This is a genomic window from Bacillus cereus group sp. BfR-BA-01350 (assembly GCF_022663775.1).
Classification (GTDB): Bacteria; Bacillota; Bacilli; order Bacillales; family Bacillaceae_G; genus Bacillus_A; species Bacillus_A paranthracis.
The window spans coordinates 1-23,924 of sequence record NZ_JAKUGD010000012.1; the positions used below are offsets into that span (position 1 = coordinate 1).

Genomic DNA, 23,924 nt, shown 5'->3' on the forward strand with positions numbered 1-23,924 from the left:
GATTTCTACACTTTTATCGGCGATTTTTTCATTATATCGACGGTTCGACACAGGATATCGACTTACCGACATTCTTCGACAATCAAAGCGCACAACATACCCTATCCCCCAAGCAATTTACTGCCGAACTCTACGATTAAAAAGATAATTAATAAGATCGCGAGTATTTTTAATGCTACATACGCTACTTTAAAAACAGCATAAATGAGCAAGACGATTAAAATAATCGTTAAAATTTCCATCTAGAATTCCTCCAAGCTTTGCTCCTCACATCTTATTTTACTCGCCCCACACTTTTTATGGAACGGCATAAGACGACATAGAAAAAAGAGGATACCTCACCCATCGTAAGATACCCTCTCTTTCAGCTGCTCAAACCATTCTCTTTCTAATTGTAAATATCCCATTTCACTCTTCTCGGCGCTCTTCAATTCTTTATCCGCTTTCCTCATATAAACGTTGGAAGCTTCCATATCGCCCTCTACATATTTCACAATTCCTTGTGTACGATAATACCCATGTAAGTCTATTTTTGTAATAGCCTTCCCATGTTCTTTCGCTTCTTGCAGAGAAAGACTATCCATCTGATAAAGAGCTTTATATAAAAGATACCAACTATGAAAACTACTAACGAAATATTTATTTTCTTTCGTTACAGGTAGTTGAACAATTGGTTCTATATATGGTATCGCTCTTTCCATTCCTTCTTGATCGGCTCTGGTATAAAAAACGAGCATAAGTCCGCTCATTATATCTCTTATACTTTTATCTTCCTTTAATTTTTCCTCACTAAGTTCTATTAATCTCTTATCCCAAACTTTCGGCCTCTTATAACTAAATAACTCACTCGATACTTGAATGTTATATAAATGCTGCCTCGCTTTTTCATCATCTTTAATTAAAATGAGAAATTGCATACCATCACTCAAAAACGTTCCTTTTATCGGTACGATTGTAGCTGCAAAAATCACAAAGTGTAATACAGAAAAATATAAAAGATATTGATAATAACTCACCATGTATATGTAACCAGAAGTAATACCAAATAGTAAACTCACAATCGGTCCACCTAAAGTGAGCCACGCCCATTTTTTCGAAAGATTTGGTGTCTCTATGGAAGGAGGCACTAACATCGCCACGCCTCCAAAGTACATCCACAATTTATTTTCTCGAATGCGTACTTTCCCCTTCTCTTTTTGAAAAGTAATCGGCCCTACTGTCATAAATTTAAAATGTAAACCACCTATTAAACCAAACGCTACATGTCCTAGCTCATGAATAGCTAACACCAATAAAAAAATTCCAAATAATGCCCATATATCCAACATTACTTCTAATTTCCCAGTTCGGATTACTCCGTATAAAATGGACAAAACTAACGCCGCCGTCATAGTACCAGCTGGCCTTCTTAAAATATCCACCTTTTTCTCCCCTTAATAAATCATTTTTCTATGCATTTCGTACATATATGTTCCAACATGTAAAACCCAAACGAACGAAATCATAATGACCATAAAATAATCTTTCCCATCTAAAAGTACATGCGCAATTGCCACTAACCATGCACAGGCAAGTGTCATATTTGTATATTGATATGCCTTATATCCCGCCTCATGAACAATTTGTTTTTGTCCTTCATCTGCATTCTTTGCCCACATTTCCATTGACTGAGAATACGTAACACTCTGTTCTGGATATAAAGCGTTATACCTTTTCCTCATTACAGACCCTAACCAAGTTATAGCAATAAAGCACACTGTAGATACCACAATACTTACACTAACAAAGAGCAAGCTCCCTTCTTTTGTATACGTTCTATAAAACGCAATAACTGAGCAAACAAACCATGATGGAATAATAATTTCCATTACTCGAAAATAAATAAGCACTATCCCTAACCTTCGTCCCTTAACATTTTCTTCTTCATCTTTCGTTTGTGCGAGTACTCTTGTACGCTTCCAAATATAATATATAGCTATTACGCCAAATAAACTCATCATGCCAATGCTAATAACAGGGGATATTTTACTAGTTCCCTCTGTTGCACTATCCCCTACTACATACCCTATGAACCCGCCGCATATCACTCCTGCTAACAGCTTCAGTATAGCCAACATTTTCCCCTTTACTTTACCCTTCACCATCATCTTCCCCCTCCACTAACGTAAATATTTCCTCCACCGGTACATTGAAAATTTGTGCGATTTTTAACGACAATACGATAGATGGTGCATAATCTCCGCGCTCAATTAAACTAATCGTTTGCCGCGATGACCCAATCGCTTTCCCTAAATCCCCTTGTGATAAACGATGCTTTGCTCGTAGTTCCCTCACCCGATTTTGAAGCTTCATATCTTCCCTCTTTTTCATTTATTTAATTAAAATTGTAAATAATATCCTTATTTTTGTCAATTATAATTGTCATTTTGACGTTAATAATTGACAAAAATAAAGATATATTATGATAAAAATAACCTATATAATGAATGTGAAATATTAAACAAAGGAAGTGACCTATGAATAAAACATCTACTTTTTCCTATATTCTTACTAAACTTACAGCGACTTTCTTTTTATTATTACTTATTAGCACGCTTCTCTTAACAACTAGTCAACCAACATTATATAGTTTCTTAGCTGGATTACGAGAACTACTATATTTTCCCTTCGTTCCTTTCCTTGCGGTATATGCAATTTTTTGCTCTATTTGCATAGATAACTTGAAATTAAAAACATATACAAGACTGAAGACATTATTACTTTATATTTTTTGCGGCTATTTATTTTTTCTTCCCTTCTTAATATTTAAAGAAGCTGATCTAATACAGTTCTTGTTCCTCGGATCAATCGGAGCAGTATGTTCTCTTTCTTTCTATTTATGCACAGTCATAGCAACAAAATTTAAATGGATACAGTATTTCGTACCAAGCATTATGTTTATTATATTTATCACAATTCACTTAGTAGATATAGCAAGGGTTGGAACATCAAAAGAACAATGGGTCGAAACAAAAACCGATAACTCTTTCGAAGCATCTTTTCAACATTTTAGTGGTGAACATAAAGTCCCAATTGAGCTAAAACGAGGTGACATATTAGAATTCACTATTGAATCACAAGCTGAAAATTCGAATGGCTACATAGGGGACATAAAAATGGCTAGTGAGTTTCAAGAGGAAGAAAATTATTTAGCTCCAGCTGGCCCTAATACGTACCATTTCGCAGCAATTAAGACAGGCACTTATTACATTATAGTTAGCGGAAATCAATCAAAAGGAAAGTTAAAAATCGATTGGAACATAAAATAAAAAAGGCAGTGCTTCTGCACTGCCTTCCTAAATTCTGACATAGAATGGATTCCATATTAACTTGCGTTTTGTAATAATGCTCGTTTTAACTGTTTACGGAAACGAACTCCTAACGTAATTGCTACAATCGCAATCACTCCAAAAATAATTTTACCGATGTGACCTTCTAGCGCTCCAAAAATATCATGCAAGTTTCCACCTAACCAGTAACCACCAATTAAGAAGAATGATACCCAAAATAGAGCACCTGAGTAAATTGTAATTGCAAAACGGCGGAATGGTAAGTTAATAATTCCTGCAAAGTATCCTGTAAAGTGACGTACACCAGGAATAAAGAAACCGATAAAGATTAGGAAATATCCATACTTATCAAACCACATTCTTGTTAAGTCGATTTTTCTTTGTGTTAAAAATACGTATTTCCCATACTTTTGAATAAAGGGCATACCTAATTTATTTCCTAAAAAGTATTGAATCGTCATTCCTACACTTGTCCCAATAAAGGATAGAATGATTAAAATCGGTAAACTTAAATCACCTTTATGTGCTAAAAATCCCGCATATGCTAACGTTGGCTCTCCCGGAAACGGAAGTGCAATATATTCTAACAGCAAGCCGACAAGTACAACATAGTACCCGTATTGCTGAAATAATTCATGAATCCATTCCATGTCATCTCTCCTTTCAATCACGTGCAACTTCTTACTAATATTGTATAAAAAAATTGTCGAAATAACTATCACAATAGCTTACATTTTTATTACATTTTTGTAAGGCTCTCACTAAACTTTTACGTTCTTTATTTACTTTCACTTTCAGACAACTTAACAAGTATATAACTTGAGAAACCAGGGCCTTAATATGCATTTTTTATCCATTTTTTAACACTTAAAAATCGTTATATTTTGTTCTTAATAAAAAACCACTACAAACTCATACGAACTTCATATTAGCTTCATATACGTATTGTAAGATTATATCGGAATTTGTTTAAAAATTTAACTAATATATGACTAAACATTAATTTGAATAAATATTAATCGCTTTTCGAAATTGAAAAAAGGGTGAATACGAAATGGAAGCTTATAAAATGCACGATTTTATTAATACAAATGTTGAATCTCACCAAAATGAAACCGTTTTTAATTTGCACATATGTGAAACAAATGAATTTGACGTAAGTTTAACAAAGTCTACAACACTATCTTTTATCGTTTCAAAAAAGAACATTAAAATTGTCACGAAAAAATGGATTAATTCAAATCAAGAAAGCATGATTGGTAAAAGCTATATCATTCCAACGAAAGCTTTTCACTACTTCTTACCAATCATTTCTGAAACGGAAGATGAATTAAATATTCAAGTTCAAAGTTTTGGACTACATGGTGAACTTTTACTAAATGAAAGATTACTTATTGATAAAAACAACAAACACGATGCCAAAATTACTAATTTCTTTGAAACATTAGATGAAAATGTAAATAAAGTATTACGAGGGTTGCAAGTTCATTGTATGTAAGACTACTACAATAGTAAAAAGGAGAATATAATGAAAAAACTATTATTAGGCGCACTATTATCATTAGGATTTTTAACTATTCCATTCACAACTACTGAAGCAGCTACAACGAAAGATCAACTGATTGTAAACACACAGTTAAATAAAATGGATTATTATCAAAACGGAAAATTCATAAAGAGTTTTACTGTCGCTACTGGAAAAGCATCTACTCCTACACCTAAAGGTACTTTCCAAATCGTAAATAAAATTAAAAATCGTCCTTATTACACAGGCAAAATTAAAGGCGGCGATCCACGTAATCCACTTGGTGACCGTTGGCTCGGACTAAACATGGCAGGAACTTACGGAACAACTTATGCGATTCATGGTACGAACAATAACCAGGCAATTGGTAAGTGGACAACACTAGGTTGTATTCGTATGTATAACAATGATATACACTGGTTATTTGAGCGTATTCCCCAGCAAGCTACTGTCACTGTAAAATAACCTCAAAGCGCGATTTACGTGTAGCCAAGAATTTTATGTCTTGGCTTATTTTATTTCTTCATTTACAGTAGCAAAACAACTGTATTTACATATATAATAGGAATAGATTGTGTTAAGTAACATCCAAACATTGATAAACATGGATATTAAAATTATACAGTTATAATATTTTATAAATTTTATAATACATACTATAATAGAATTACTGTAATTCTTAAATATTCAGTTTCACTAAACAACTCCCCTTGCTACTTTCATGATTATTTTATGGCGGGGGCTTATTATATGTATAAACAATCTGAGTCATCGAAAAAATGATGAATTCGAATATTGCAGTTAAAAGCGTTATTTAGGAGGTGTTACTATGACGCATATACTGGTGATTGAAGACAACCCAGATATACAAGAGCTGATTCGTGAATTTCTAATGGCACAAAACTTTACTGTTGATGTCGTTGGTGCTGGGACAGAAGGTATACTTCTTTTCCAAAAAAATTCATACGATCTTGTCCTCCTTGATGTGATGTTACCAGATATAGATGGCTATAGTATTTGTAAAATTATGCGAGGACAATCTGATGTACCAATCATTATGTTAACAGGCTTACATAATGAAGAAAGTGAAATTAAAGGATTTGAATTAGGTATTGATGACTATATTACGAAACCGTTCCATTACACCGTATTTATTAAACGTGTAGAAGCTGTATTAAGAAGGGCAGCAACGAAGGAAGCCGAAGCTGCGACTATACTACAATTCCATGAATTGATGTTAAATTCTACAGCATACGCCGCTTATGTTCATGGTAATCAAATTGAATTGACAACAAAAGAATTTGAAATTATTTATACTTTACTGCAAAATCGAGGAAAAGTATTATCAAGAAGTGATTTGTTGAATAAGGTATGGGGCTATGAACATTATGGTGATGTAAGAGTTATAGATACACATATTAAAAACTTACGAAAAAAATTAGGAATTCCTTATATTAAAACGGTGAAAGGCATTGGCTACAAAATCGAATCGTAGCAAAGACAACATCACCAAAAATATTTTCATCAAAACCTTATTATTTTGTATTCTTTTATCACTTTGTCTTTATCAAGTTATTTACTTCTTAGCTTCAAACTACGATAAAGAACGTTTTGCGAAAGAAAATGGAACGCATACTACAGAACAAGCGGATTCAGATAAACAAAACGACCAAAGTAAAACGAATCAAAATAAAGCTGTATCACAGGGGGACATGTTTAATTTCCAATCTGCTATTATAGATTATAATTCTCTCTCTACAGCTATCAATCATCTTTTGCAGCCTAGCCAAACTGCAAAAGCAAAAGAACATGCTCAAAATATTTCAGGGGAAAATAGCGCTTCTGCTCCATCTACAGAAACGGAAAAGCAAGTCGCTACTAATGATGCCTTACATAAACAAAATGCAGCAAGTAAAGCAAATGATGCACAAGATAATCCAAAATTAACAGATGTACTGCAGCAATTAGCTCCACATATTGGCGCAACAATGCTTGCATTATCTCTGCTCGGATCTTTAATTTATGCAAAACTAATTGCTAAACCTTTTCAATATATGAGTGATGCTTTAAAAGATATTATGAATCTTGATTTCTCAGATAAAAAGCTACTCAACAAAAATACGGATCAAACAGATTTTAATTTACAAGTAGCTGCTTCACAAATACCAAATATAGTGAAGAATTTACATGCGAGCAATCAAGATTTAAGAAATGAACTCAAAAAGGAGCAACAATTAGAACAATCCCGTAAAGAATTTATGTCTATGGTTTCCCATGAATTAAAAACACCAATCGCAGCCGTTATGGGACAACTAGATGGCATGATTCACGGAATTGGAGCTTATAAAGATAGAGATAAATATTTAAAACGTTCCTATGAAATGATGCAAGACATTAACATATTAACGGAAAAAATGTCGGAATTATCCAAAATACAAAACCCTCAATTTAAACCTGATTTAAAAGTTATCTCATTAACTAATATTATTGAGGATGTTATGAAGAAAGTAGATTATTTCGTATCTGTAAAACAGTTAAATGTTCAATCTAACATTAAACAAGATGTACAAGTTTTAGCTGATCCTAAATTTATTCAAACTGCCATTTTTAACATTATTTCAAATGCAATTCATTATACAATTGACCATCAGCATGTATATATAAAGCTTTATGAAAAGCCAAACGGTTACGCATTAGAAGTATTAAATACAGGTTCACAAATAGATGAGGATAAACTTGCCCATTTATTTGAGCCATTCTATCGCGCAAACCCTGACAAACACGGCTTAGTACAAGGTAGTGGTCTTGGGTTATACATTGTAAAACAAATACTAGATAAACATCAATTTCCTTATGGTATACAAAACACGCCTCAAGGTGTAAAATGTTCTATTGTATTCCCAAAAGCAATGTAAAAACCTACTACAATTTCATATCCCAAATTCATACTTCGTATGAGTGGCGGAATTTTGTAGAGTATATGACTCTGTTTCGTTCGCCCGTTATCCTTATTTGGATAGCGGGCGTTTTTTATTATGTAAAAGGAGGATTTTCATGGAGAAATTTAAGTATTCATTACTCGTTTTATTCGGAGCTTGTAGCTACGGCGTACTTTCAACTATTTTCAAACTCGGATTCATTGATGGATTTTCAGCCCATCAACTATTAGGAGGTCAATATGTCTTCGGATGGATCGGTCTTCTTCTGCTCGTTCTTTTCGTTTCACGTCATAAAGTAACAAAAAAGCAATTCTTTTCCTTACTAACAGTTGGCACAACGATGAGTATGACCGGTATCTTCTACGCTATTTCTGTAGAAGAACTACCAGCATCTATCGCTGTCGTCCTACTTTTCCAGTTCACATGGATTGGTGTCGTTATTGAAGCAATTGCAAACCGAACATTTCCAAGCCGTGAGAAAGTTATATCTATCATTATTTTATTTGCTGGAACATTGTTTGCAGGCGGTGTCTTTGAAGGTCTCGGACAAAACTTTTCCACGAAAGGTATAATCTTTGGACTATTAGCTGCTGTTTCCTTTTCATTCTATGTTTTTGCAAGCGGGCGTGTTGCTACAGAAGTTCCGCCTTATACGAAAAGCTTTCTTATGACAACAAGCGCTACGCTTATCGTATGCCTATTCTTCCCACCAACCTTTTTAACAGATGGTGCCCTGCAAGCTGGCCTATGGAAATATGCTTTCTTCCTCGGATTATTCGGCGTTGTCGTACCTGTCATTTGTTTTTCAATTGGCGTACCGAAAGTAGGAACAGGACTTGGTACAATACTAGGAGCAGCTGAATTACCAACAGCCATTATCGCTTCTATTACACTTGTACATGAAGTCGTAACGTTCATGCAGTGGATTGGGATTATCGTTATATTACTTGGGATTTTCACTCCTCAACTTCTTACAGCTAGGAAAGAAAAAAAACGTAATCGCGTGTATAGTGCCTAAAAATATTAACTTGCGTATAAATGGAAATAAAGTTACAATGTGGTATAATTTCAAATCTATTTGGAGGTATAAATGACTATTTTAAGCGTAGCCTTTTTTGCCATTATGTGTATCTTCTTCCTAATAAGATATATGAAAGAAAAGAAATTTTACGATGTGCTCGTCATTCCTATTTGTATATATGCTGGAGCAGTCAAAACCCCTTTAGTGGAGTACTTAAACTTTAATACTACATTCAAAATAACATATGATATTGCAGCTATTATTCTCGTAATCCTTGCTGTGCTGTTCTTCTTAAAGGATAAGAAAGAGAATCCTACTGCATAACAAAAGACCTTTCATTTATTTGAAAGGTCTTTTTCTCTATCTCACTTTATTGCTTCATATAGCTTTTCTAACTCACGCTCAATTTGTTTTACATCGATTCGTTCAAATAGTGGCTGCACGCTATCAATTCTACTTGGCAACGTATGTTGAGGCTCCCAATTTCGGTTCACAATCGATAATGTATTTCTAATTCTTTCACTTGAAAATGGTAAAAATGGTTCCAGGAGATTTGCAAAATTAGCGATGAGATACACACAATTATAAATCGTTTCTTCGCATGAAACTGGATCATCTTCCCTTTGTTTCCATGGCTGCCTCTCATCAAAGTATTTATTTGCAAAACGTACTGCATCAAATATTGATTCTAATGCCATCTTAAATTTAGTTTGCTCAATCGCCTCTCCTACATGTTTATATAATCTTTCTATCTTATCTTTTAGCTCTACATCAATACTTCCATTCGGCACGATACCACCATAATACTTTTCAATAAATTTTAATGTCCGGTTTACAAAGTTTCCGTATGCCCCTAACAATTCACTATTATGACTGTAAATAAATTCACGCCATGAAAAGTCAGTGTCACGATTTTCTGGTGCATTTACTGTTAAAAAGTAACGAATAGAATCTGGATCATAGCGTTCTAATATATCAGGCACCCATACTGCCCAGTTTTTACTCGTAGATAATTTTCTTTTTTCAACTGTTAAATATTCATTCGAAACGATATGACGAGGAATTGCCCCTTCTCCTATTCCAAGTAATACTGCTGGCCAAATGACGGAATGAAACGGAATATTATCCTTTCCGTGCACATAATATGTTTTCGCTTCGCTATCCCAAAACTCTCGATCCTCTTTCCCTGTTTCTTCAGCCCAATGTTTACTTGCTGAATAATACCCTGTCACTGCTTCAATCCATACGTAAATTTTCTTATCTTCATACCCTTCTACTGGAATTGGTACCCCGATTGGTAAATCGCGTGATACGGCCCTATCTAGTAATCCTTCCTTTACATATCTCTCTGTTAGTTGAATCGCATTGTCGCGCCATGTTCCTGTTTGTTTAGCGATTTCTACAGCCCTTTTAATTTGCTCCTGAAATGTATGCAATGCGAAATAGAAATGCTCTGTTTCCTGTATGGATGGTGTACTACCACATAACTTACATTTCTTTTCTAACAAATCGAGTGGATCTAAAATAGCTGAACACGCATCGCATTGATCTCCTCTTGCCTCTTCATGGCAATGTGGACAAACACCTTCTACATAACGATCAGGTAAAAACTGCGTACACGTTTCGCAATATGCTTGTTCCACTGTTTTTTTATAAATATGTCCCTCTTCTAATAAACGTAAAAAAACATTTTGAACCGTTTCATGATGGTGCTCACTATCTGTACGTGTATAGCAATCATACGTAAAACCAAGGCTACGGAAACATCGCTGGAACTCTTCATGATACTGATCAGCAATTTCCTTCGCCGTCACACCTTCTTGTTTTGCCCGAATTGCAATTGGTGTTCCATTGCAATCACTCCCCGAAACATACAACACATTCTCACCTTTTGCCCGGTAATAACGTGCTAAAATATCTCCAGGTAACAAACTCGCAATATGTCCAAGATGTAACGAACCATTTGCATACGGCCAAGCTCCTCCAATAAAAATACTCATCTTACATTCCTCCTTTAAAAATATAAAAAGCCCCGCCCTTATCTAAAAAAAGATAAGGGCGGGGCTGTATAAACAGTCGCGGTACCACCTTATTTCGCCAATTACTCATATAATTAGCCTTAACAAGTACGGAGCTATACGCTCTTATACTGTGGTTTTGATAACGAGTACCAACTCTCGTCGCCGCCTACTATTATCATTTGATAAGTTCAGGACGAAGCTCAAAGGCCATTGTTCAAATGAATATTCTTGCTTCTTCTCAGCTACCGAAGCTCTCTGGAAAGAATGTGTTCATCCTACTTTTCCTTTTCAACGCTTTTACGTATAACATGTATTGTACGACTTAATAACAGAAAAATCAAACTTTTATCCAAAAAGAAAAGGAAATCCCATCCCCCTGCCGAATACCTATATGTTCACAAAAGGAGTGATACGATTGAATCAAAAACAACTAAGCATACGTAATGAAAAAAGCTGGAATGCAGCTGCTTATGAAGCTTGGACGAATCGTCACGGGGCACCAGCTGATTATGCGACAAAAATCATAGAAGACCCTATGCGTGAGGTAGATCACTATTTACCTTACATACAATCTCCGAAAGGAAAACGTATTATTAATTTACTCGGGTCAAAAGGAAACAAAGCTGTTGCTCTCGCTCTTTTAGGAGCTGACGTAACAGTTGTTGATATTTCAGCAAGTAATGCAAAATATGCAAATGAACTTGCGGACGCAGCCGGTGTCTCTATCGAGTATGTCGTTTCTGATGTATTACATGTACAGCTCTCACAATCATTTGATATCGTATTGCTGGAACTTGGTGTACTCCATTACTTTTTAGATTTAAAACCGCTCTTTCAAAAAATTGCTACTTTACTTAAAGAAGATGGAATGCTTATCCTTCGTGACTATCATCCTGTTTACACGAAATTATTAGGAGTCGACCACCCATCATTTCAGGCCAATGGAAATTATTTTGATAAAGAATTAATTGAAGAGGATGTTGCTTATAGCATCCTTCTTACAGAAGCGCAGAAAGAATCGTTACCTAAAACAACCATCCGCCGCTGGACGCTAGGAGAAATTGTTACAACACTTGCAGAAGAACATTTTAAAATTGAAAAACTAGTTGAAGAACATGGGCCTCATCAAAGATGGGTCTTCCCTTCTACTGCACCGGAAGGAATGGAAGAGCGTGTACCGGGTCTCTATACATTAATTGCGACAGCATGCAAAAAAGGATCCCTTCACGGATAGGATCCTTTTTGCATGCTCACGCATATAAGTTGAGGTTGGAGATTACCATAATTCTGTAGAATAGGACACAAGATATTTCAACATTTCGTCTCTGACTTACGTCGTCAAAAAGGGGTATGACCAACATAACGAAGAGTAATGTTTTTAGTTGATACTGATAATCGTTATCAACTAATTAGAAGTATACATGATGTTATTTCAAATTACAATAGCATTTCTCATTTTTATTTATGAATTTTTTGATATACAAATGTATACATTTTAAGAACATTTACTCATATGAATCTGCCATATTCCATTATCTGCTATAATTTTTATTGAACAGATTAATAACTTCATAATGATGTTTTTATTAATTCTGCTCTAAATATTTATAAATTATAATAAATAGTTTTTAAAAGGCAGGGGTAACGATGAAATATGTTAGTATTCGAAAAAAACTACTGTTCACACTCTTAAGCATTTCTTCTTTATTTAGCATTGCTCTTATTGTTATTCTTTCATTCGCTATGAGCCAAGCGAGCGAAATTGAAACGTTAAAAAATGATGTATCAAAAAGAGCAACCATTTTAAAAGAACGTGGCGATTGGTTTCAAGCACAAGTTGCTGGCTTACAAGAATATTTACTATCACATGATCAAAAAGGATTGGATAAATTCAACCGAGAAGGAAAAAAACTAGCTGATACGAGAGAGAAAGTAACAAGTGATAAAAAACTCCCCGAAGGAATGAAAGAAGCGATTTTAATGGGCGGAAAATGGCGAAGCGTCATAGATAATGAAGTCCTCCCTCTCGCTCGCGAAGGAAAATGGGACGAAGCATCTAAAATCGCTTTAGCTCAAACTGATTACGTAAACGACCTTTTAAGTCGTTTTACGAAATATGCAAATGAAGAAAATGATAAACGTGACGCATTAATTGCTGACGTGGAGTCTTCTTCATCCCTTATTCAATATATTATCTTCTTCTCACTCATTACATGTACAGTAACGTCTATTTTATTAGCATGGTGGTTCTCTGGTAAGCTCGTTAAACCGATACGACAAATTGATGAGAAATTAAAAGAATTAGCTTCGCAAGATGGTGATTTAACTGCTAGATTGCATGTAACGAGTAAAGATGAAATTGGTGATATCGCCAATTCCTTTAATCAAATGCTCGCTAATTTACAACGTATAATAAAGCAAGTGCAACAAACATCAACAAGTGTAAAAGAAGCATCTGAAAATGTGTTTATCGAAACAACTGCTTCTATGGAAAATACCGCAAAAACTGAAGAGACTATGAATGCTCTTGAGCACAATATTCGTTCACAAGTTTCCAGCATCGAAGAAAGTTCAACTGCAATGGACGATATGGCAACGAGTGTTCAGCGTATTGCAGAATCCGCCTCTTCTGTTGCTACCCTAGCTGTTACAACTTCTGAAAAAGCTGATAGCGGGAATAAAGTCATTGAGAAATCTATTACACAAATGCATACCATTAATGAAGCTGTTAACGCTACATCACAAGTAGTAGAACGACTTATTACACATACAAATCATATTGATACTGCACTTCAATCCATTTCTAATATCGCGGAACAAACAAACTTACTCGCTTTAAATGCTTCCATTGAAGCGGCCCGTGCTGGTGAACATGGAAAAGGCTTCGCTGTTGTTGCCGATGAAGTACGAAAACTTGCTGAACAATCTCAGCTAGCAGCTACTGATATTAATCATTTACTTCATCGAATTCAAGAAGATACAAAAATAGCAAATGAAATGATGACGCAAGGTCAGTCAGAGGCTTCTGAAGGCATTACAGTCATTCGTACCGCTGGATCTTCATTCTCAGAAATTGTTAACCACATTAACAAAGTCTCTACACAAATGCAAGAAGTGTCTGCAACTGCTGAAGAAATGGCCGCAAGTTCTGAAGAAATGAATGCAGCTTTAAATAACATCGCTTCTATTTCAAATGAAGTTGCCGCCGAAACATCACAAACAGCAACTTCAGCTGGTGACCAAGTAAACAAAATGAGTGTCGTTGCTAAAAAAGCGTCTGAAATGAAAACGACTGTGCAAGAACTTGAAGTTCTCGTTTCTCATTTCAAAACAAACATTTAAAGCGAAACTTTCATTTATATTTTTAGGAGTTCTCAACTAGTAAAAAGAGGGATTTACACTCTCTCTTTTTTCACCTTAAAATATTTCTTTCTATCTCCCATTCCGTCTGCTATAATTCCTAAAGGAAAGAAGAAAGCTTTATTCCCAATGGAGTAAAGCTTTCTTTCAATTTTTTACATTAATTAATTCTAATACTATGATTTCATAAAGGAGGCTTTTATCATATGAGCTTTATTAGCATTCGAAAAAAACTAATGTTCATGATGGGAACGATTTGCGCTTTATTTGGCATCGCCTTAGCTTTTATTTTATTTTTTGCTATTGATCAATCTCGTCAAGCTGAAGCATTACAAAAAGAGATTTCTCCCCTTGCAACACAATTAAAAGAGCGCGGGGATGCTTATCAAGTACAGCTCTCTGCCTTAAGAGGGTACTTATTACAACATGATCAAGTTGAATTTGACAAGTTTAATTCAATGAGTAAAGAGCTTGAAGATGCAAAAGATAAGCTTCTTTCTAATCCAAATGTTTCTGAGTCCATGAAAAATACAATGGAATCAGGATCAACTTGGAGAAAATATATTGAAGAAAAAGTTTTCCCTCTTGCAAAAGAACAAAAGTGGGAAGAGGCCCTGCAAGTAGCTTATGCAGAAAATGGTACTGTTTATAAAGTAATTGGTGACTTCACAAATTACAGTAATGAACAAGCTAAGTTACGTGATCAATCTATTAAAAAAATTGATCAATCTTCACTACAAATTGAATATGTTGTTTTCTTATCACTTGTTATTTGTATTATCGTAGCTATCACACTTGCATGGTGGTTCTCTGGTAAACTTGTTAAACCAATTCAACAAATTGATAGCAAACTAAAAGAATTATCATCTCAAGAAGGTGACTTAACAGCCCGCCTACAAGTAAATAGTAATGATGAAATTGGTACGATTGCAACATCATTTAATACAATGTTAGAAAACCTACAACATATCATTAATCGTGTTCAAAAAACATCTGTGGAAGTACAAAACGCTTCTGAAAATATGCTAGAAAAGACGAATATATCACGTGAGGCAACAATAAAAGTTCAAAGCTCGATGTCTAGCTTAAATGCAAGTATTCAATCACAATCTGCTAGCATGGAAGAAAGCTCAACTGCAATGGACGATATGACAGTAAGTGTTCAGCGCATTGCTGAATCTGCTTCATCTGTAACTGAACTTGCTGTAGCTACATCTGAACAAGCTAACGATGGAAATACTGTTATTCAAAAATCTGTTTCACAAATGACAACGATACACGACGCGGTAAATGCTACATCAGAAGTGGTCGAACGTCTAATCACTCACACGAAATATATTGATACAGCTGTACAATCTATTTCTAATATTGCAGAACAAACAAACTTACTTGCTTTAAACGCCTCTATTGAAGCAGCTCGTGCTGGCGAACAAGGAAAAGGTTTCGCTGTCGTGGCTGACGAAGTTCGAAAACTTGCTGAACAATCTAAAACAGCGGCAACAGATATTAACCGGCTACTACATCAAATTCAACAAGACACTGAAACTGCTAACTCTATGATGTCACAAGGCCGTTCGGAAGCATCTGAAGGCATTCATGTTATTCGCGAAGCTGGCAATTCTTTCACAACAATTGTAGAACAAGTAAATAAAGTATCTACTCAAATGCAAGACATCTCAGCAACTGCTGAAGAAATGGCTGCAAGTGCTGAAGAAATGAATGCTTCACTGAATAACATCGCTTCTATTTCGACTGAAGTATCTAGTGAAACAGCAGCAACAGCACAATCTGCTGAGCAAAAAGTCATTACGATGAATGAGATGACACAAACAGCTAAACAAATGAAACAAACAGTTGAAGAATTAGATCAACTCGTATCACACTTCAAAACTGAATAGCCTTTAAAAAATATCCCTCTTCCAAAAGGGATATTTTTTTGAGCTCATTCCCTGCATATTATACACATTTCCGTTATAATGAGAATCGATATCATTAAAATGCAGGGGGTGCTACTTATGTCACAAGAAGCATTTGAAAATAAATTATATGCCAATTTAGAAGCTGTTATTGACCCTGAACTAGGTGTTGATATTATTAATCTTGGATTAGTTTATGACGTTACAGCAGATGAAAATAATAATGCTGTCATTACGATGACGATGACTTCTATCGGCTGTCCAATGGCTGGGCAAATTGTATCAGACGTAAAAAAAGTATTATCAACGAACGTACCTGAAGTCAATGAAATAGAAGTAAATGTCGTTTGGAATCCACCATGGTCGAAAGAACGCATGTCACGTATGGCGAAAATTGCATTAGGTATTCGCGACTAAATACAGAAAGACCTGACATCCTAGTCAGGTCTTTTTCTCTTATTATTTTACGCCTACTGCATCATAAGCTTTCGTTACAGCTTGTACAGCTTTAGAGTTTTTACCATATAAATCTTCAGCTGACTGAAGTGCTGCTTGACGCATCATCTTAAAGTCAGAGTTTGCAGTTAAATATTTCGTAAGAGCACGGTAATAAATTTTTTCTGTCGCTTCACGGCCTACCCCTGTTACTTTCACGCCGTAATGATCTCCACCTTCAGATACTAAGTATGCAGCTTTATTGTTAATGCTGCTGTTAATATGAACGCCTCCATTATCAGCTGTTCCAGTGTAGCGCTTATTGTAATGATCTGGGTAACCTTCACCTGGTTTTAATGGATTTGGAATAGATGCTGGATCTTTCAGAGAACGAAGTGCATCACCAGGTTTTCCAGGTGTATAAATGTCAGCACCTAAATCCCAGCTCTTCTTCTCAACCATGACACCCATAATATCAGACAACGATTCATTTAACGCACCTGACTCATTTTTATAAACAAGATTTGCTGTATGCTCAGTGACAGCATGCGTTAATTCGTGACCGATAACATCTAGTCCAGCAGATAATGGAATGAATGTTTTACCATCGCCATCACCATACATCATTTGCACACCGTTCCAAGCTGCGTTATTCCAGCTTTCTCCAACGTGAACAGTAGAAATTAGCTTCGCACCTTTATCATCGAAAGAGTTACGATTAAATGTCTTTTTGTAGTAATCATACACTTTCCCCGCATTTACATGCGCATCAACTGCCGCTTTATCTTCGAAGAACTTAGATTTACTTTCAACTTCTTCTCCTGTATATCCAAGCCATTGTGAGAATAAATTAAACAAGTTTTCATCCATATTTTCTGCATCAAACGTATGGATACCTTGTCCTCGTTTACCATCAAACAAGTTGAATTGTCCTGTTTTCTCATCTTGAGCAATTTCAAATGATTGTCTAGCTCCTAGTACTCCGTAACCAAATCCTGTAATGTGATCTACAGCGTTATATTTCTCAATCACATTTCCATTCGTTGCATCAACAAAGTAATGCCAATACCCTGGAGCTGGCTTTGAAATCGATGCTTTCACTAAGTATACAAGATAGTAATTCCCATCTTTTTCATACACATATAAATCTTTTTTCACACCATCATAATTCTTTACTTTACCAACTTCTTTTTCAATATCTGCCTTTGCAATTGTTTCTGCTTGCTCTGCACTAATCTTTGCAAATGCAGGAATATTTTTATCCTCTAAATTCGGGATAACTTGTCCGAAGAAAGCTTTTACATTATTTTCTTTATCTAGTGTAACTGTTTGATCTGAACCGTACACAGGAATGTTATTATGTTTCTCAACTAGCTTCACGTGTGTTGTACCGGATTCAGCATCTTTTTCTTCCCCAACGACATTAAAGTGTTTATCAATATTTCCTGCTAATTTGAACATATCTTTCTTACTCTCTAAATATTGAAAGACCGTTTCTTTTTTATCTAGTCCTTCCGGTGCTTTCCATTCTTCACCTATGTATGCAGGCGTTTTAAATTCTTGATGGTATTGAATTTTTTGTTCTTCCGCTTTCGTTGTCGTTGCTCCAAATGTTCCAAATCCCCCGGCGATAACAGTTAACGCTAATGCTGATGAAATGACTTGCTTTTTCACTATAACATTCCCCATTCCCTAAAGATTTTTGACACTTTTATACAGTTCTTGGTTTTCAAGTGGATACCTTTACCTAAAATTTGAGAAAGTTTTTTCTGACAATTCCACTCAAAAAAAGAGGACATCCTATCGGACGTCCTCTTTTTTATAAACATTTTATTGCTTTTTCAATTCAATTGCTAAATAGTGTGATTGCTCTTTCGCTTCAATATGAATATCTTCTTCAATCGCTTCTGCCGCATCACGCATAACAAGTGTTTCACCATTGATTGCACTACTTCCTTCAATTTGAACAAGATACAACTGACGACCTTCTTTCACAGGAAAATGAATTTCTTTTCCTGCTTCTAACGATAAAGAATATAAATTCGCATCTTGATGAATTTGAATTGGTGCCTCTCCTTCTAATGGAGATACCATATGGAACCATTCGTTTTCACGCTTACTCCAATCAAATTTAAACTCACCATAGTTTGGCTTATGATCCTCACGGTCTGGTAAAATCCAAATTTGTAATAAACGTAGTGTTTCATTTCCTAAATTATGCTCACTATGAAATACACCTGTGCCAGCACTCATATATTGAACATGTCCTCGCTCAATTGTTCCGCGATTCCCCATGCTATCTTCATGTGTTAAAGCACCGTCTACAACGTACGAAATGATTTCCATATCGCGGTGTGGATGCATATCAAAACCAGTTTGCGGTGCTACTAAGTCATCATTAATAACACGTAATGCTCCAAAGCTCATGTTATTTGGATTATAGTAATTCGCAAAGGAAAAATGAAAATGTGTATTTAACCAACCGTGATTTGCTCTTCCCATATTTTTATGATCAACTTTTCTAAACATACCGTTCACCTCATATTATCTCGAATTCAAGATTTATTTTAAAATTTTTCTCACTGTAACTTTTTTAGTAATTGTAATAATTGATGTTGTTCTTCTACATTTAAATTTTGAAACTGCTCCGCTTGGAATGTTTCTTGAGGCGGGACGATTTCTTCATATAAAGCTCTTCCCTTTTCTGTTAACGAAATATATTTTGTAGTACCTTCTTGTTCACGACGAATCCACTCGAGCTGTTCCATTTTATTTAAAAGCTGCGTAATATTTCCTTTCGTAACAAATAGCTTATTTCCAAGCTCTTGCTGCGTTAAACGATTATGCCCTCCAACTTGAGCTAGTACATCAAACTGCGCGGCAGATATATTCCATTTCTTCAAATGCTTATTCGTCTCACGAATACTTTTATTATAAAAACGTGATAAACGAAACCATAATAATAATCCAAGCCTATCTTCGGTTTTCATTCTATCACCTCGCTCGTTTTATATCGTTAGTTTAGAACTAAACTTCATAAAAGTCAATTACTTATTTTTAGTAAGAAATAAAGAAAGCACAGCGCCATTTCTCCACTATGCTTTACATTAACTTTCTATTTTTATATTCATCTAACTTCCTCTCCGCGAACTTTCTCGCATCTTTCTCAATCCATCTTTCTTCGTAAGTTTCACTTCCGACATACAATATTTCACTCTTATGCTGCATCGCATGACGAAATTCATGCAGTAGTGTTTTAAGGACTTGCTCATACTCTTCCCACATACAAACAAAAATTAATTGTTTTTCTTTATGATAAAAACCACCTACCGGAAATAAAAACTCTTCTTCCTCTTCTCCTAGTGATAAAAGCACATGATTCGCATCACACGTATCACAAAAAATAACTGGCGTTTTACATACTTCAATCAGTGAAAATAAATCGTCTCTAAGCCTTTTGACATCCCAAGGAAGCTCCGAATCCAACACATACCAATTCTCCACCTGTTGATATACATTTTGAAACTGGAGTTCCATTTCTCTTTATTCCCCTTTCCAAGCACCTTTTTCTATATGTATGCCACAATATGGTAAATATTAAACGTATTCTTTCATCCTAAAAAAAATGCCAATAAAAAAATGGATCTATGTCGACATAGATCCATTTTTCATACATATTTTGTACTTTGATTTTTAAAAATTTAGCTCTTCTTCATATCCCACTTAAAGATTTTATTTAACAATTTATATACATTCTTTGACTCTTTCGTCAGAAGTGGACCTAAGATCGATAGTATAAGCACGTATAATGCTGAGAATGGTTTCAGTACTGACATTAAACCACCCGCGATACCAATATTGGCCATAATGATGGAGAATTCTCCTCTTGAAACGATTGTTAATCCAATATTTGTTGATGCTTTATGAGATAATCCAGCTTGTCTCCCAGCAATCATCCCTGCTACAAAGTTTCCGATGATTGTAAGAAGGACAGCACCTAACGTTAACCATATTGCCCCTCCTAATGAAAACGGATCAATGCTTAATCCGAAACTGAAGAAGAAAATAGCTCCGAAAAAGTCTCTAAATGGAACGACGAGATGTTCAATTCTGTCACTATGCTCTGTCTCAGAGAAAACTAACCCTAAAAGAAGTGCTCCAATTGCTTCAGCAACGTGAATTGTTTCTGAGAATCCTGCAATAAAGAATAATGAAGCAAATACTACAATAATGAAAATTTCATCTGAACTAATATTGAGCAATTTATTTAATAACGGCGTCGCCTTTCTAGCTACAATAAAGAATAGAAGCATATATCCTAAAGCAATTCCAATTGAAGTAAGGGCACCTAAGAATGAAGCATGATCCCCTAGAACTAAACCAGAAACGACTGATAAATATACAGCAAGGAATATATCTTCGAACATGATAATTCCTAAAATTAATTCGGTCTCATTATTACCAGTTCTTCTTAAGTCCACTAACACCTTTGCAACGATAGCGCTAGAAGAAATCGTAATAATACCCGCAATAATTAAAATTTCTAGTAAAGGGAATCCCATGATAAATCCGTATAATAACCCAAGTGAAAAGTTAATTAAAATATAGATTGTTCCACCAATCGCAATAGAACGTCCAGATTTAATTAGTTTTTTCATTGAAAACTCTAGTCCTAGATAGAACAGAAGAAACAGAACGCCAATCCGTCCAAGAAACGAAATTACATTTGCACTTTCAATAAATTTGAAATCGATCACACCTATTGTCGGCGCATGTGGTCCCACTAGCATCCCAAGAACAATTAGAAATGGAATGACTGAGAATTTAAACTTTCCAGCAATTACTGCTGCAATTGCAACTAAAACTAAAGCTGTACCAACTTCAAAAATTAACGTATCCATCTAGTCAGTCCCCCTATTCGAAAGTAACTCATTAATGATTTTTTTAATTTCTTCTCTCTCACCAGAAACTACAAGCATATCGCCTTCTTCAATTACCGCATCTGGTCCTGGATTAAATAGCTTTTTCATATTCTTCTTCATAACTGCAATGATCGTTACGCTATAGTTTTTTCTTATTTCAAGATCACCAATTGTTTTTCCGATTGCTGGCGCTGCATTCTCTACTTTAAACCACTCAATCGCTAAACCTTCAAAGACCATTTCAACATTTTCTAATGCTCTAGGTTTATACACCATTCCACCTAATATTGCTGCAATTTGTCTTGCCTCTGAGTCGCGTAATGAAATACTTGAGATACTTTCTTCATGGTCTGAATCAAAATGATACATTTCTCTACGTCCGTCATCATGAATAACAATTACCATCTTTTCATTACCTTTCGTAACGATTTGAAATTTATAGCCAATACCCGGAAGTTCACTTTCTCTAATATTCATGTTTAGCTCCTCCTCAAATTTTATTTAAATTTTCTGTTTTTCTATCTTTTATTCATCCAATCCATTTTAGAAATTCTAACCATTCAGGATACCTGTGATTTGGAAATCTTTTATTGTAATAATAAGTGGCTCCTAAAAAGATACTAAAAGATGTAATGATAAAACATATATTACTTCTCATTTTCAAACTCTCAAGGCTTACTTTCCATAAAGATTCTTCTTTCAAATCACCCCCTCTTTCTCGCTTTACATTTAGTTTTTTAAAATGTAAATAATTCTAAAAATATTATTATGTAACATAATCATAACATAAAATGCATTTAAGTAACATGATTTTTTAGAAAAATTGATTCTCGTATATTTTTTGCATATAATTTTCTTATTACGTAAAAAAGGAAGTGTATTATATGGTTGATATCTTTAGCAGATTCCTTGAGGTAACGAATAATATTTTATGGTCATATATTCTTATTGCAATGCTAATCGGCTTTGGTCTTTATTTCTCTTTTAAATTGAAGTTTGTCCAAATTACTCATTTCGGTGAGATGGTCGGTTTAATTAGTAAAGGATTTAATCGAAAAGAAAAAAAGAAAGATAGTATCTCCCCGTTCCAGGCATTTTGCTTAAGTGCAGCTGCACGTATCGGTATCGGAAACTTAGCTGGTGTAGCATTAGCTATCTCAATGGGCGGACCTGGCGCAGTATTTTGGATGTGGTTTATCGCTATCCTTGGAGCAGCTACTAGTTTCGTAGAATGTACGCTCGCGCAAATTTATAAAGTAAAAGATGGAAGCAGATTCCGTGGTGGCCCAGCATATTATATGGAAAAAGGATTAAACAAACGCTGGATGGGTGTTTGGTTCTCACTTCTTATTACAGTTGCGTACGGATTAATTTTCAACTCTGTACAAGCAAACACAGTAACAATAGCATTTGAAAATGCTTTTGGACTAGAGCGAACGATCGTAGGAGCTCTATTAGCTTTATTAGTTGCAGTTATTATTTTCGGTGGTATTAAGAGCATTTCACGTATTACGGAAATGATTGTTCCTCCAATGGCAATCATTTATATTGGTGTGGCTATTTTTGTTGTTATTAACAACTTTACTATGTTACCAAGCATTTTTATGGAAATATTTAATGGTGCATTCGGTTTAGACCAAGCCATCGCTGGTGGTATTGGAGCAGCAATCAAGTTCGGAATTCAGCGCGGTTTATTCGCGACAGAAGCAGGTATGGGTAGCTCTCCTAACGCAGCTGCAACATCAGATGTATCTCACCCTGTCAAACAAGGACTTGTTCAAGCATTAGGTGTTTTCGTAGACACGTTCTTAGTATGTACATCAACAGCATTTATCGTATTATGCTCTGGACTTTACAAAGGAACAAATTTACAAGGTATTGAATTAACACAAAGTGCATTAAGTTCACAAATCGGACCATGGGCAAGCACTTTCTTAGCGATTATTATTTTCCTATTCGCGTTCAGTTCTTTACTAGGAAACTACTATTATGGTGAAACAAACATCGCATTCATTAAAGAAAGCAAAACTTGGTTAATGATTTATCGCGTTGCCGTTGTCGGAATGGTATTCTTCGGATCAATCGCTGCCCTTCAGACTGTTTGGAGCTTAGCTGATTTATTCATGGGACTAATGGTATTTACAAACTTAATTGCCATCTCATTCCTAAGCAAGTTCGCCTACGCAGCATTAGTAGACTATATGAAGCAAAAGAAACAAGGAAAAGATCCTGTTTTCGTTGCAAGCTCTATCCCTGGCTTACAAAATACAGAGTGCTGGGATGGACAGGATGTAGAAGAAAATAAAAAAGCTGTATAACAACTAAACGGTGAAGCGGCTCGTTCAGAACAAGAGCTATATATCAAACAAAATCCCTATTACTCTACAGTAATAGGGATTTTTATTTACACAGTTCATAATTTGTTCAAATTAATTCCAGCAAAAGGGTTGATTTAT

At 35.2% G+C, this 23,924-nt stretch carries 24 protein-coding genes and 1 other annotated feature; of the genes, 12 read left to right on the forward strand and 12 right to left on the reverse strand.

All coding sequences use genetic code 11. From position 1 onward, the window contains the following. Nucleotides 1-101 precede the first annotated feature (101 nt). The 4 genes from MR147_RS21615 to MR147_RS21630 form a co-directional block, all read right to left on the reverse strand. Nucleotides 102-242 carry a DUF3985 family protein gene (locus MR147_RS21615; protein WP_000404782.1) on the reverse strand — a complete coding sequence of 47 codons (141 nt, stop codon included), beginning with the start codon at nt 240-242 and terminating at the stop codon, nt 102-104. 96 nt (nt 243-338) lie between these two features. Then, nucleotides 339-1,391 carry a M50 family metallopeptidase gene (locus MR147_RS21620; protein WP_242304753.1) on the reverse strand — a complete coding sequence of 351 codons (1,053 nt, stop codon included), beginning with the start codon at nt 1,389-1,391 and terminating at the stop codon, nt 339-341. Between the two features lie 42 nt (nt 1,392-1,433). Continuing rightward, the gene (locus tag MR147_RS21625; RefSeq protein WP_080493698.1) at nt 1,434-2,147 is read right to left on the reverse strand and encodes a DUF3169 family protein; all 714 of its coding nucleotides are present in this window, start codon (nt 2,145-2,147) and stop codon (nt 1,434-1,436) included. Beyond that, the gene (locus MR147_RS21630; RefSeq protein WP_000776167.1) at nt 2,131-2,352 is read right to left on the reverse strand and encodes a helix-turn-helix transcriptional regulator; all 222 of its coding nucleotides are present in this window, start codon (nt 2,350-2,352) and stop codon (nt 2,131-2,133) included. Before MR147_RS21630 ends, MR147_RS21625 begins: the two co-directional genes overlap by 17 nt. A gap of 164 nt (nt 2,353-2,516) precedes the next feature. Between MR147_RS21630 and MR147_RS21635 the strand changes: the two genes are divergently transcribed. Then, nucleotides 2,517-3,308, forward strand: coding sequence for a hypothetical protein (locus tag MR147_RS21635; protein WP_074607015.1), 792 nt, complete (start codon nt 2,517-2,519; stop codon nt 3,306-3,308). A gap of 56 nt (nt 3,309-3,364) precedes the next feature. Here MR147_RS21635 and MR147_RS21640 read toward each other — a convergent pair whose 3' ends face one another. Then, nucleotides 3,365-3,979 carry a DedA family protein gene (locus MR147_RS21640; protein WP_000454749.1) on the reverse strand — a complete coding sequence of 205 codons (615 nt, stop codon included), beginning with the start codon at nt 3,977-3,979 and terminating at the stop codon, nt 3,365-3,367. 404 nt (nt 3,980-4,383) lie between these two features. On the opposite strand from MR147_RS21640, the gene MR147_RS21645 reads away from it, so the two are divergent. From MR147_RS21645 to MR147_RS21670, 6 genes are all read left to right on the forward strand, one after another. After that, on the forward strand, nt 4,384-4,827 hold the full coding sequence (locus MR147_RS21645; RefSeq protein WP_074607013.1) for a DUF3978 domain-containing protein: 444 nt from the start codon (nt 4,384-4,386) through the stop codon (nt 4,825-4,827). 30 nt (nt 4,828-4,857) lie between these two features. Continuing rightward, nucleotides 4,858-5,319 carry a L,D-transpeptidase gene (locus MR147_RS21650; protein WP_000734938.1) on the forward strand — a complete coding sequence of 154 codons (462 nt, stop codon included), beginning with the start codon at nt 4,858-4,860 and terminating at the stop codon, nt 5,317-5,319. A gap of 364 nt (nt 5,320-5,683) precedes the next feature. Then, nucleotides 5,684-6,349 (forward strand): response regulator transcription factor, encoded by a 666-nt coding sequence (locus MR147_RS21655; protein WP_000148833.1) that lies wholly within the window; start codon nt 5,684-5,686, stop codon nt 6,347-6,349. Next, entirely contained in the window at nt 6,327-7,769 is a 1,443-nt protein-coding gene (locus tag MR147_RS21660) for a sensor histidine kinase (protein ID WP_074607011.1), read from the forward strand. Before MR147_RS21655 ends, MR147_RS21660 begins: the two co-directional genes overlap by 23 nt. 139 nt (nt 7,770-7,908) lie before the next feature. Next, nucleotides 7,909-8,811: an EamA family transporter gene (locus MR147_RS21665; RefSeq protein WP_074607010.1), complete on the forward strand. Its 903-nt coding sequence runs from the start codon at nt 7,909-7,911 to the stop codon at nt 8,809-8,811. A 72-nt stretch (nt 8,812-8,883) separates the two neighbouring features. Next, nucleotides 8,884-9,138, forward strand: a complete 255-nt coding sequence (locus MR147_RS21670) for a hypothetical protein (RefSeq protein ID WP_000154155.1) — start codon at nt 8,884-8,886, stop codon at nt 9,136-9,138. Between the two features lie 41 nt (nt 9,139-9,179). Here MR147_RS21670 and metG read toward each other — a convergent pair whose 3' ends face one another. Further along, entirely contained in the window at nt 9,180-10,814 is a 1,635-nt protein-coding gene (gene metG / locus MR147_RS21675; RefSeq protein WP_074607009.1) for a methionine--tRNA ligase, read from the reverse strand. 51 nt (nt 10,815-10,865) lie between these two features. Continuing rightward, nucleotides 10,866-11,136: a binding site (T-box leader), on the reverse strand. A gap of 114 nt (nt 11,137-11,250) precedes the next feature. Here metG and MR147_RS21680 point away from each other — a divergent pair. The 4 genes from MR147_RS21680 (at nt 11,251) to MR147_RS21695 (ending at nt 16,528) form a co-directional block, all read left to right on the forward strand. Continuing rightward, entirely contained in the window at nt 11,251-12,069 is an 819-nt protein-coding gene (locus MR147_RS21680; RefSeq protein WP_074607008.1) for a class I SAM-dependent methyltransferase, read from the forward strand. Nucleotides 12,070-12,482: 413 nt separating this feature from the next. After that, a complete protein-coding gene (locus MR147_RS21685) occupies nt 12,483-14,177 on the forward strand; it encodes a methyl-accepting chemotaxis protein (protein WP_074607007.1) in 1,695 nt (564 codons plus the stop codon). Between the two features lie 224 nt (nt 14,178-14,401). Further along, a complete protein-coding gene (locus tag MR147_RS21690; RefSeq protein ID WP_074607005.1) occupies nt 14,402-16,093 on the forward strand; it encodes a methyl-accepting chemotaxis protein in 1,692 nt (563 codons plus the stop codon). Between the two features lie 117 nt (nt 16,094-16,210). Beyond that, nucleotides 16,211-16,528 carry a metal-sulfur cluster assembly factor gene (locus MR147_RS21695; RefSeq protein WP_000076425.1) on the forward strand — a complete coding sequence of 106 codons (318 nt, stop codon included), beginning with the start codon at nt 16,211-16,213 and terminating at the stop codon, nt 16,526-16,528. Between the two features lie 42 nt (nt 16,529-16,570). On the opposite strand, the gene nprB is transcribed toward MR147_RS21695, so the two are convergent. The 6 genes from nprB to MR147_RS21725 all read right to left on the reverse strand — a co-directional run bounded on the left by nprB (nt 16,571) and on the right by MR147_RS21725 (nt 21,945). After that, complete coding sequence (gene nprB / locus MR147_RS21700) at nt 16,571-18,220, reverse strand: neutral protease NprB (protein WP_242304730.1); 1,650 nt, start codon at nt 18,218-18,220, stop codon at nt 16,571-16,573. Nucleotides 18,221-18,376: 156 nt separating this feature from the next. Continuing rightward, nucleotides 18,377-19,075 carry a pirin family protein gene (locus MR147_RS21705; RefSeq protein WP_000488957.1) on the reverse strand — a complete coding sequence of 233 codons (699 nt, stop codon included), beginning with the start codon at nt 19,073-19,075 and terminating at the stop codon, nt 18,377-18,379. Between the two features lie 50 nt (nt 19,076-19,125). After that, entirely contained in the window at nt 19,126-19,536 is a 411-nt protein-coding gene (locus MR147_RS21710; protein WP_074607001.1) for a MarR family winged helix-turn-helix transcriptional regulator, read from the reverse strand. 112 nt (nt 19,537-19,648) lie between these two features. Then, the gene (locus tag MR147_RS21715; RefSeq protein WP_074607000.1) at nt 19,649-20,083 is read right to left on the reverse strand and encodes a DUF3920 family protein; all 435 of its coding nucleotides are present in this window, start codon (nt 20,081-20,083) and stop codon (nt 19,649-19,651) included. A gap of 164 nt (nt 20,084-20,247) precedes the next feature. Continuing rightward, nucleotides 20,248-21,447 carry a cation:proton antiporter gene (locus MR147_RS21720; protein WP_000380209.1) on the reverse strand — a complete coding sequence of 400 codons (1,200 nt, stop codon included), beginning with the start codon at nt 21,445-21,447 and terminating at the stop codon, nt 20,248-20,250. Continuing rightward, entirely contained in the window at nt 21,448-21,945 is a 498-nt protein-coding gene (locus tag MR147_RS21725) for a cation:proton antiporter regulatory subunit (protein ID WP_001026065.1), read from the reverse strand. It lies immediately after the preceding gene. A 407-nt stretch (nt 21,946-22,352) separates the two neighbouring features. Here MR147_RS21725 and MR147_RS21730 point away from each other — a divergent pair, with 407 nt between their 5' ends. Further along, nucleotides 22,353-23,786 (forward strand): alanine/glycine:cation symporter family protein, encoded by a 1,434-nt coding sequence (locus tag MR147_RS21730; protein ID WP_000227572.1) that lies wholly within the window; start codon nt 22,353-22,355, stop codon nt 23,784-23,786. Nucleotides 23,787-23,924 lie beyond the last annotated feature (138 nt).

What these genes read in the sequence shown, in the direction of transcription:
- metG (WP_074607009.1), bottom strand. Translation starts at nt 10,814, where the DNA reads ATGAGTATTTTTATTGGAGGAGCTTGGCCGTATGCAAATGGTTCGTTA.
- MR147_RS21655 (WP_000148833.1), top strand. Translation starts at nt 5,684, where the DNA reads ATGACGCATATACTGGTGATTGAAGACAACCCAGATATACAAGAGCTG.
- MR147_RS21630 (WP_000776167.1), bottom strand. Translation starts at nt 2,352, where the DNA reads ATGAAGCTTCAAAATCGGGTGAGGGAACTACGAGCAAAGCATCGTTTA.
- MR147_RS21690 (WP_074607005.1), top strand. Translation starts at nt 14,402, where the DNA reads ATGAGCTTTATTAGCATTCGAAAAAAACTAATGTTCATGATGGGAACG.
- MR147_RS21670 (WP_000154155.1), top strand. Translation starts at nt 8,884, where the DNA reads ATGACTATTTTAAGCGTAGCCTTTTTTGCCATTATGTGTATCTTCTTC.
- MR147_RS21625 (WP_080493698.1), bottom strand. Translation starts at nt 2,147, where the DNA reads ATGATGGTGAAGGGTAAAGTAAAGGGGAAAATGTTGGCTATACTGAAG.
- MR147_RS21640 (WP_000454749.1), bottom strand. Translation starts at nt 3,979, where the DNA reads ATGGAATGGATTCATGAATTATTTCAGCAATACGGGTACTATGTTGTA.
- MR147_RS21695 (WP_000076425.1), top strand. Translation starts at nt 16,211, where the DNA reads ATGTCACAAGAAGCATTTGAAAATAAATTATATGCCAATTTAGAAGCT.
- MR147_RS21685 (WP_074607007.1), top strand. Translation starts at nt 12,483, where the DNA reads ATGAAATATGTTAGTATTCGAAAAAAACTACTGTTCACACTCTTAAGC.
- MR147_RS21615 (WP_000404782.1), bottom strand. Translation starts at nt 242, where the DNA reads ATGGAAATTTTAACGATTATTTTAATCGTCTTGCTCATTTATGCTGTT.
- MR147_RS21720 (WP_000380209.1), bottom strand. Translation starts at nt 21,447, where the DNA reads ATGGATACGTTAATTTTTGAAGTTGGTACAGCTTTAGTTTTAGTTGCA.
- MR147_RS21635 (WP_074607015.1), top strand. Translation starts at nt 2,517, where the DNA reads ATGAATAAAACATCTACTTTTTCCTATATTCTTACTAAACTTACAGCG.
- MR147_RS21715 (WP_074607000.1), bottom strand. Translation starts at nt 20,083, where the DNA reads ATGGAACTCCAGTTTCAAAATGTATATCAACAGGTGGAGAATTGGTAT.
- MR147_RS21710 (WP_074607001.1), bottom strand. Translation starts at nt 19,536, where the DNA reads ATGAAAACCGAAGATAGGCTTGGATTATTATTATGGTTTCGTTTATCA.
- MR147_RS21650 (WP_000734938.1), top strand. Translation starts at nt 4,858, where the DNA reads ATGAAAAAACTATTATTAGGCGCACTATTATCATTAGGATTTTTAACT.
- MR147_RS21730 (WP_000227572.1), top strand. Translation starts at nt 22,353, where the DNA reads ATGGTTGATATCTTTAGCAGATTCCTTGAGGTAACGAATAATATTTTA.
- MR147_RS21725 (WP_001026065.1), bottom strand. Translation starts at nt 21,945, where the DNA reads ATGAATATTAGAGAAAGTGAACTTCCGGGTATTGGCTATAAATTTCAA.
- MR147_RS21620 (WP_242304753.1), bottom strand. Translation starts at nt 1,391, where the DNA reads ATGACGGCGGCGTTAGTTTTGTCCATTTTATACGGAGTAATCCGAACT.
- MR147_RS21645 (WP_074607013.1), top strand. Translation starts at nt 4,384, where the DNA reads ATGGAAGCTTATAAAATGCACGATTTTATTAATACAAATGTTGAATCT.
- MR147_RS21705 (WP_000488957.1), bottom strand. Translation starts at nt 19,075, where the DNA reads ATGTTTAGAAAAGTTGATCATAAAAATATGGGAAGAGCAAATCACGGT.
- MR147_RS21665 (WP_074607010.1), top strand. Translation starts at nt 7,909, where the DNA reads ATGGAGAAATTTAAGTATTCATTACTCGTTTTATTCGGAGCTTGTAGC.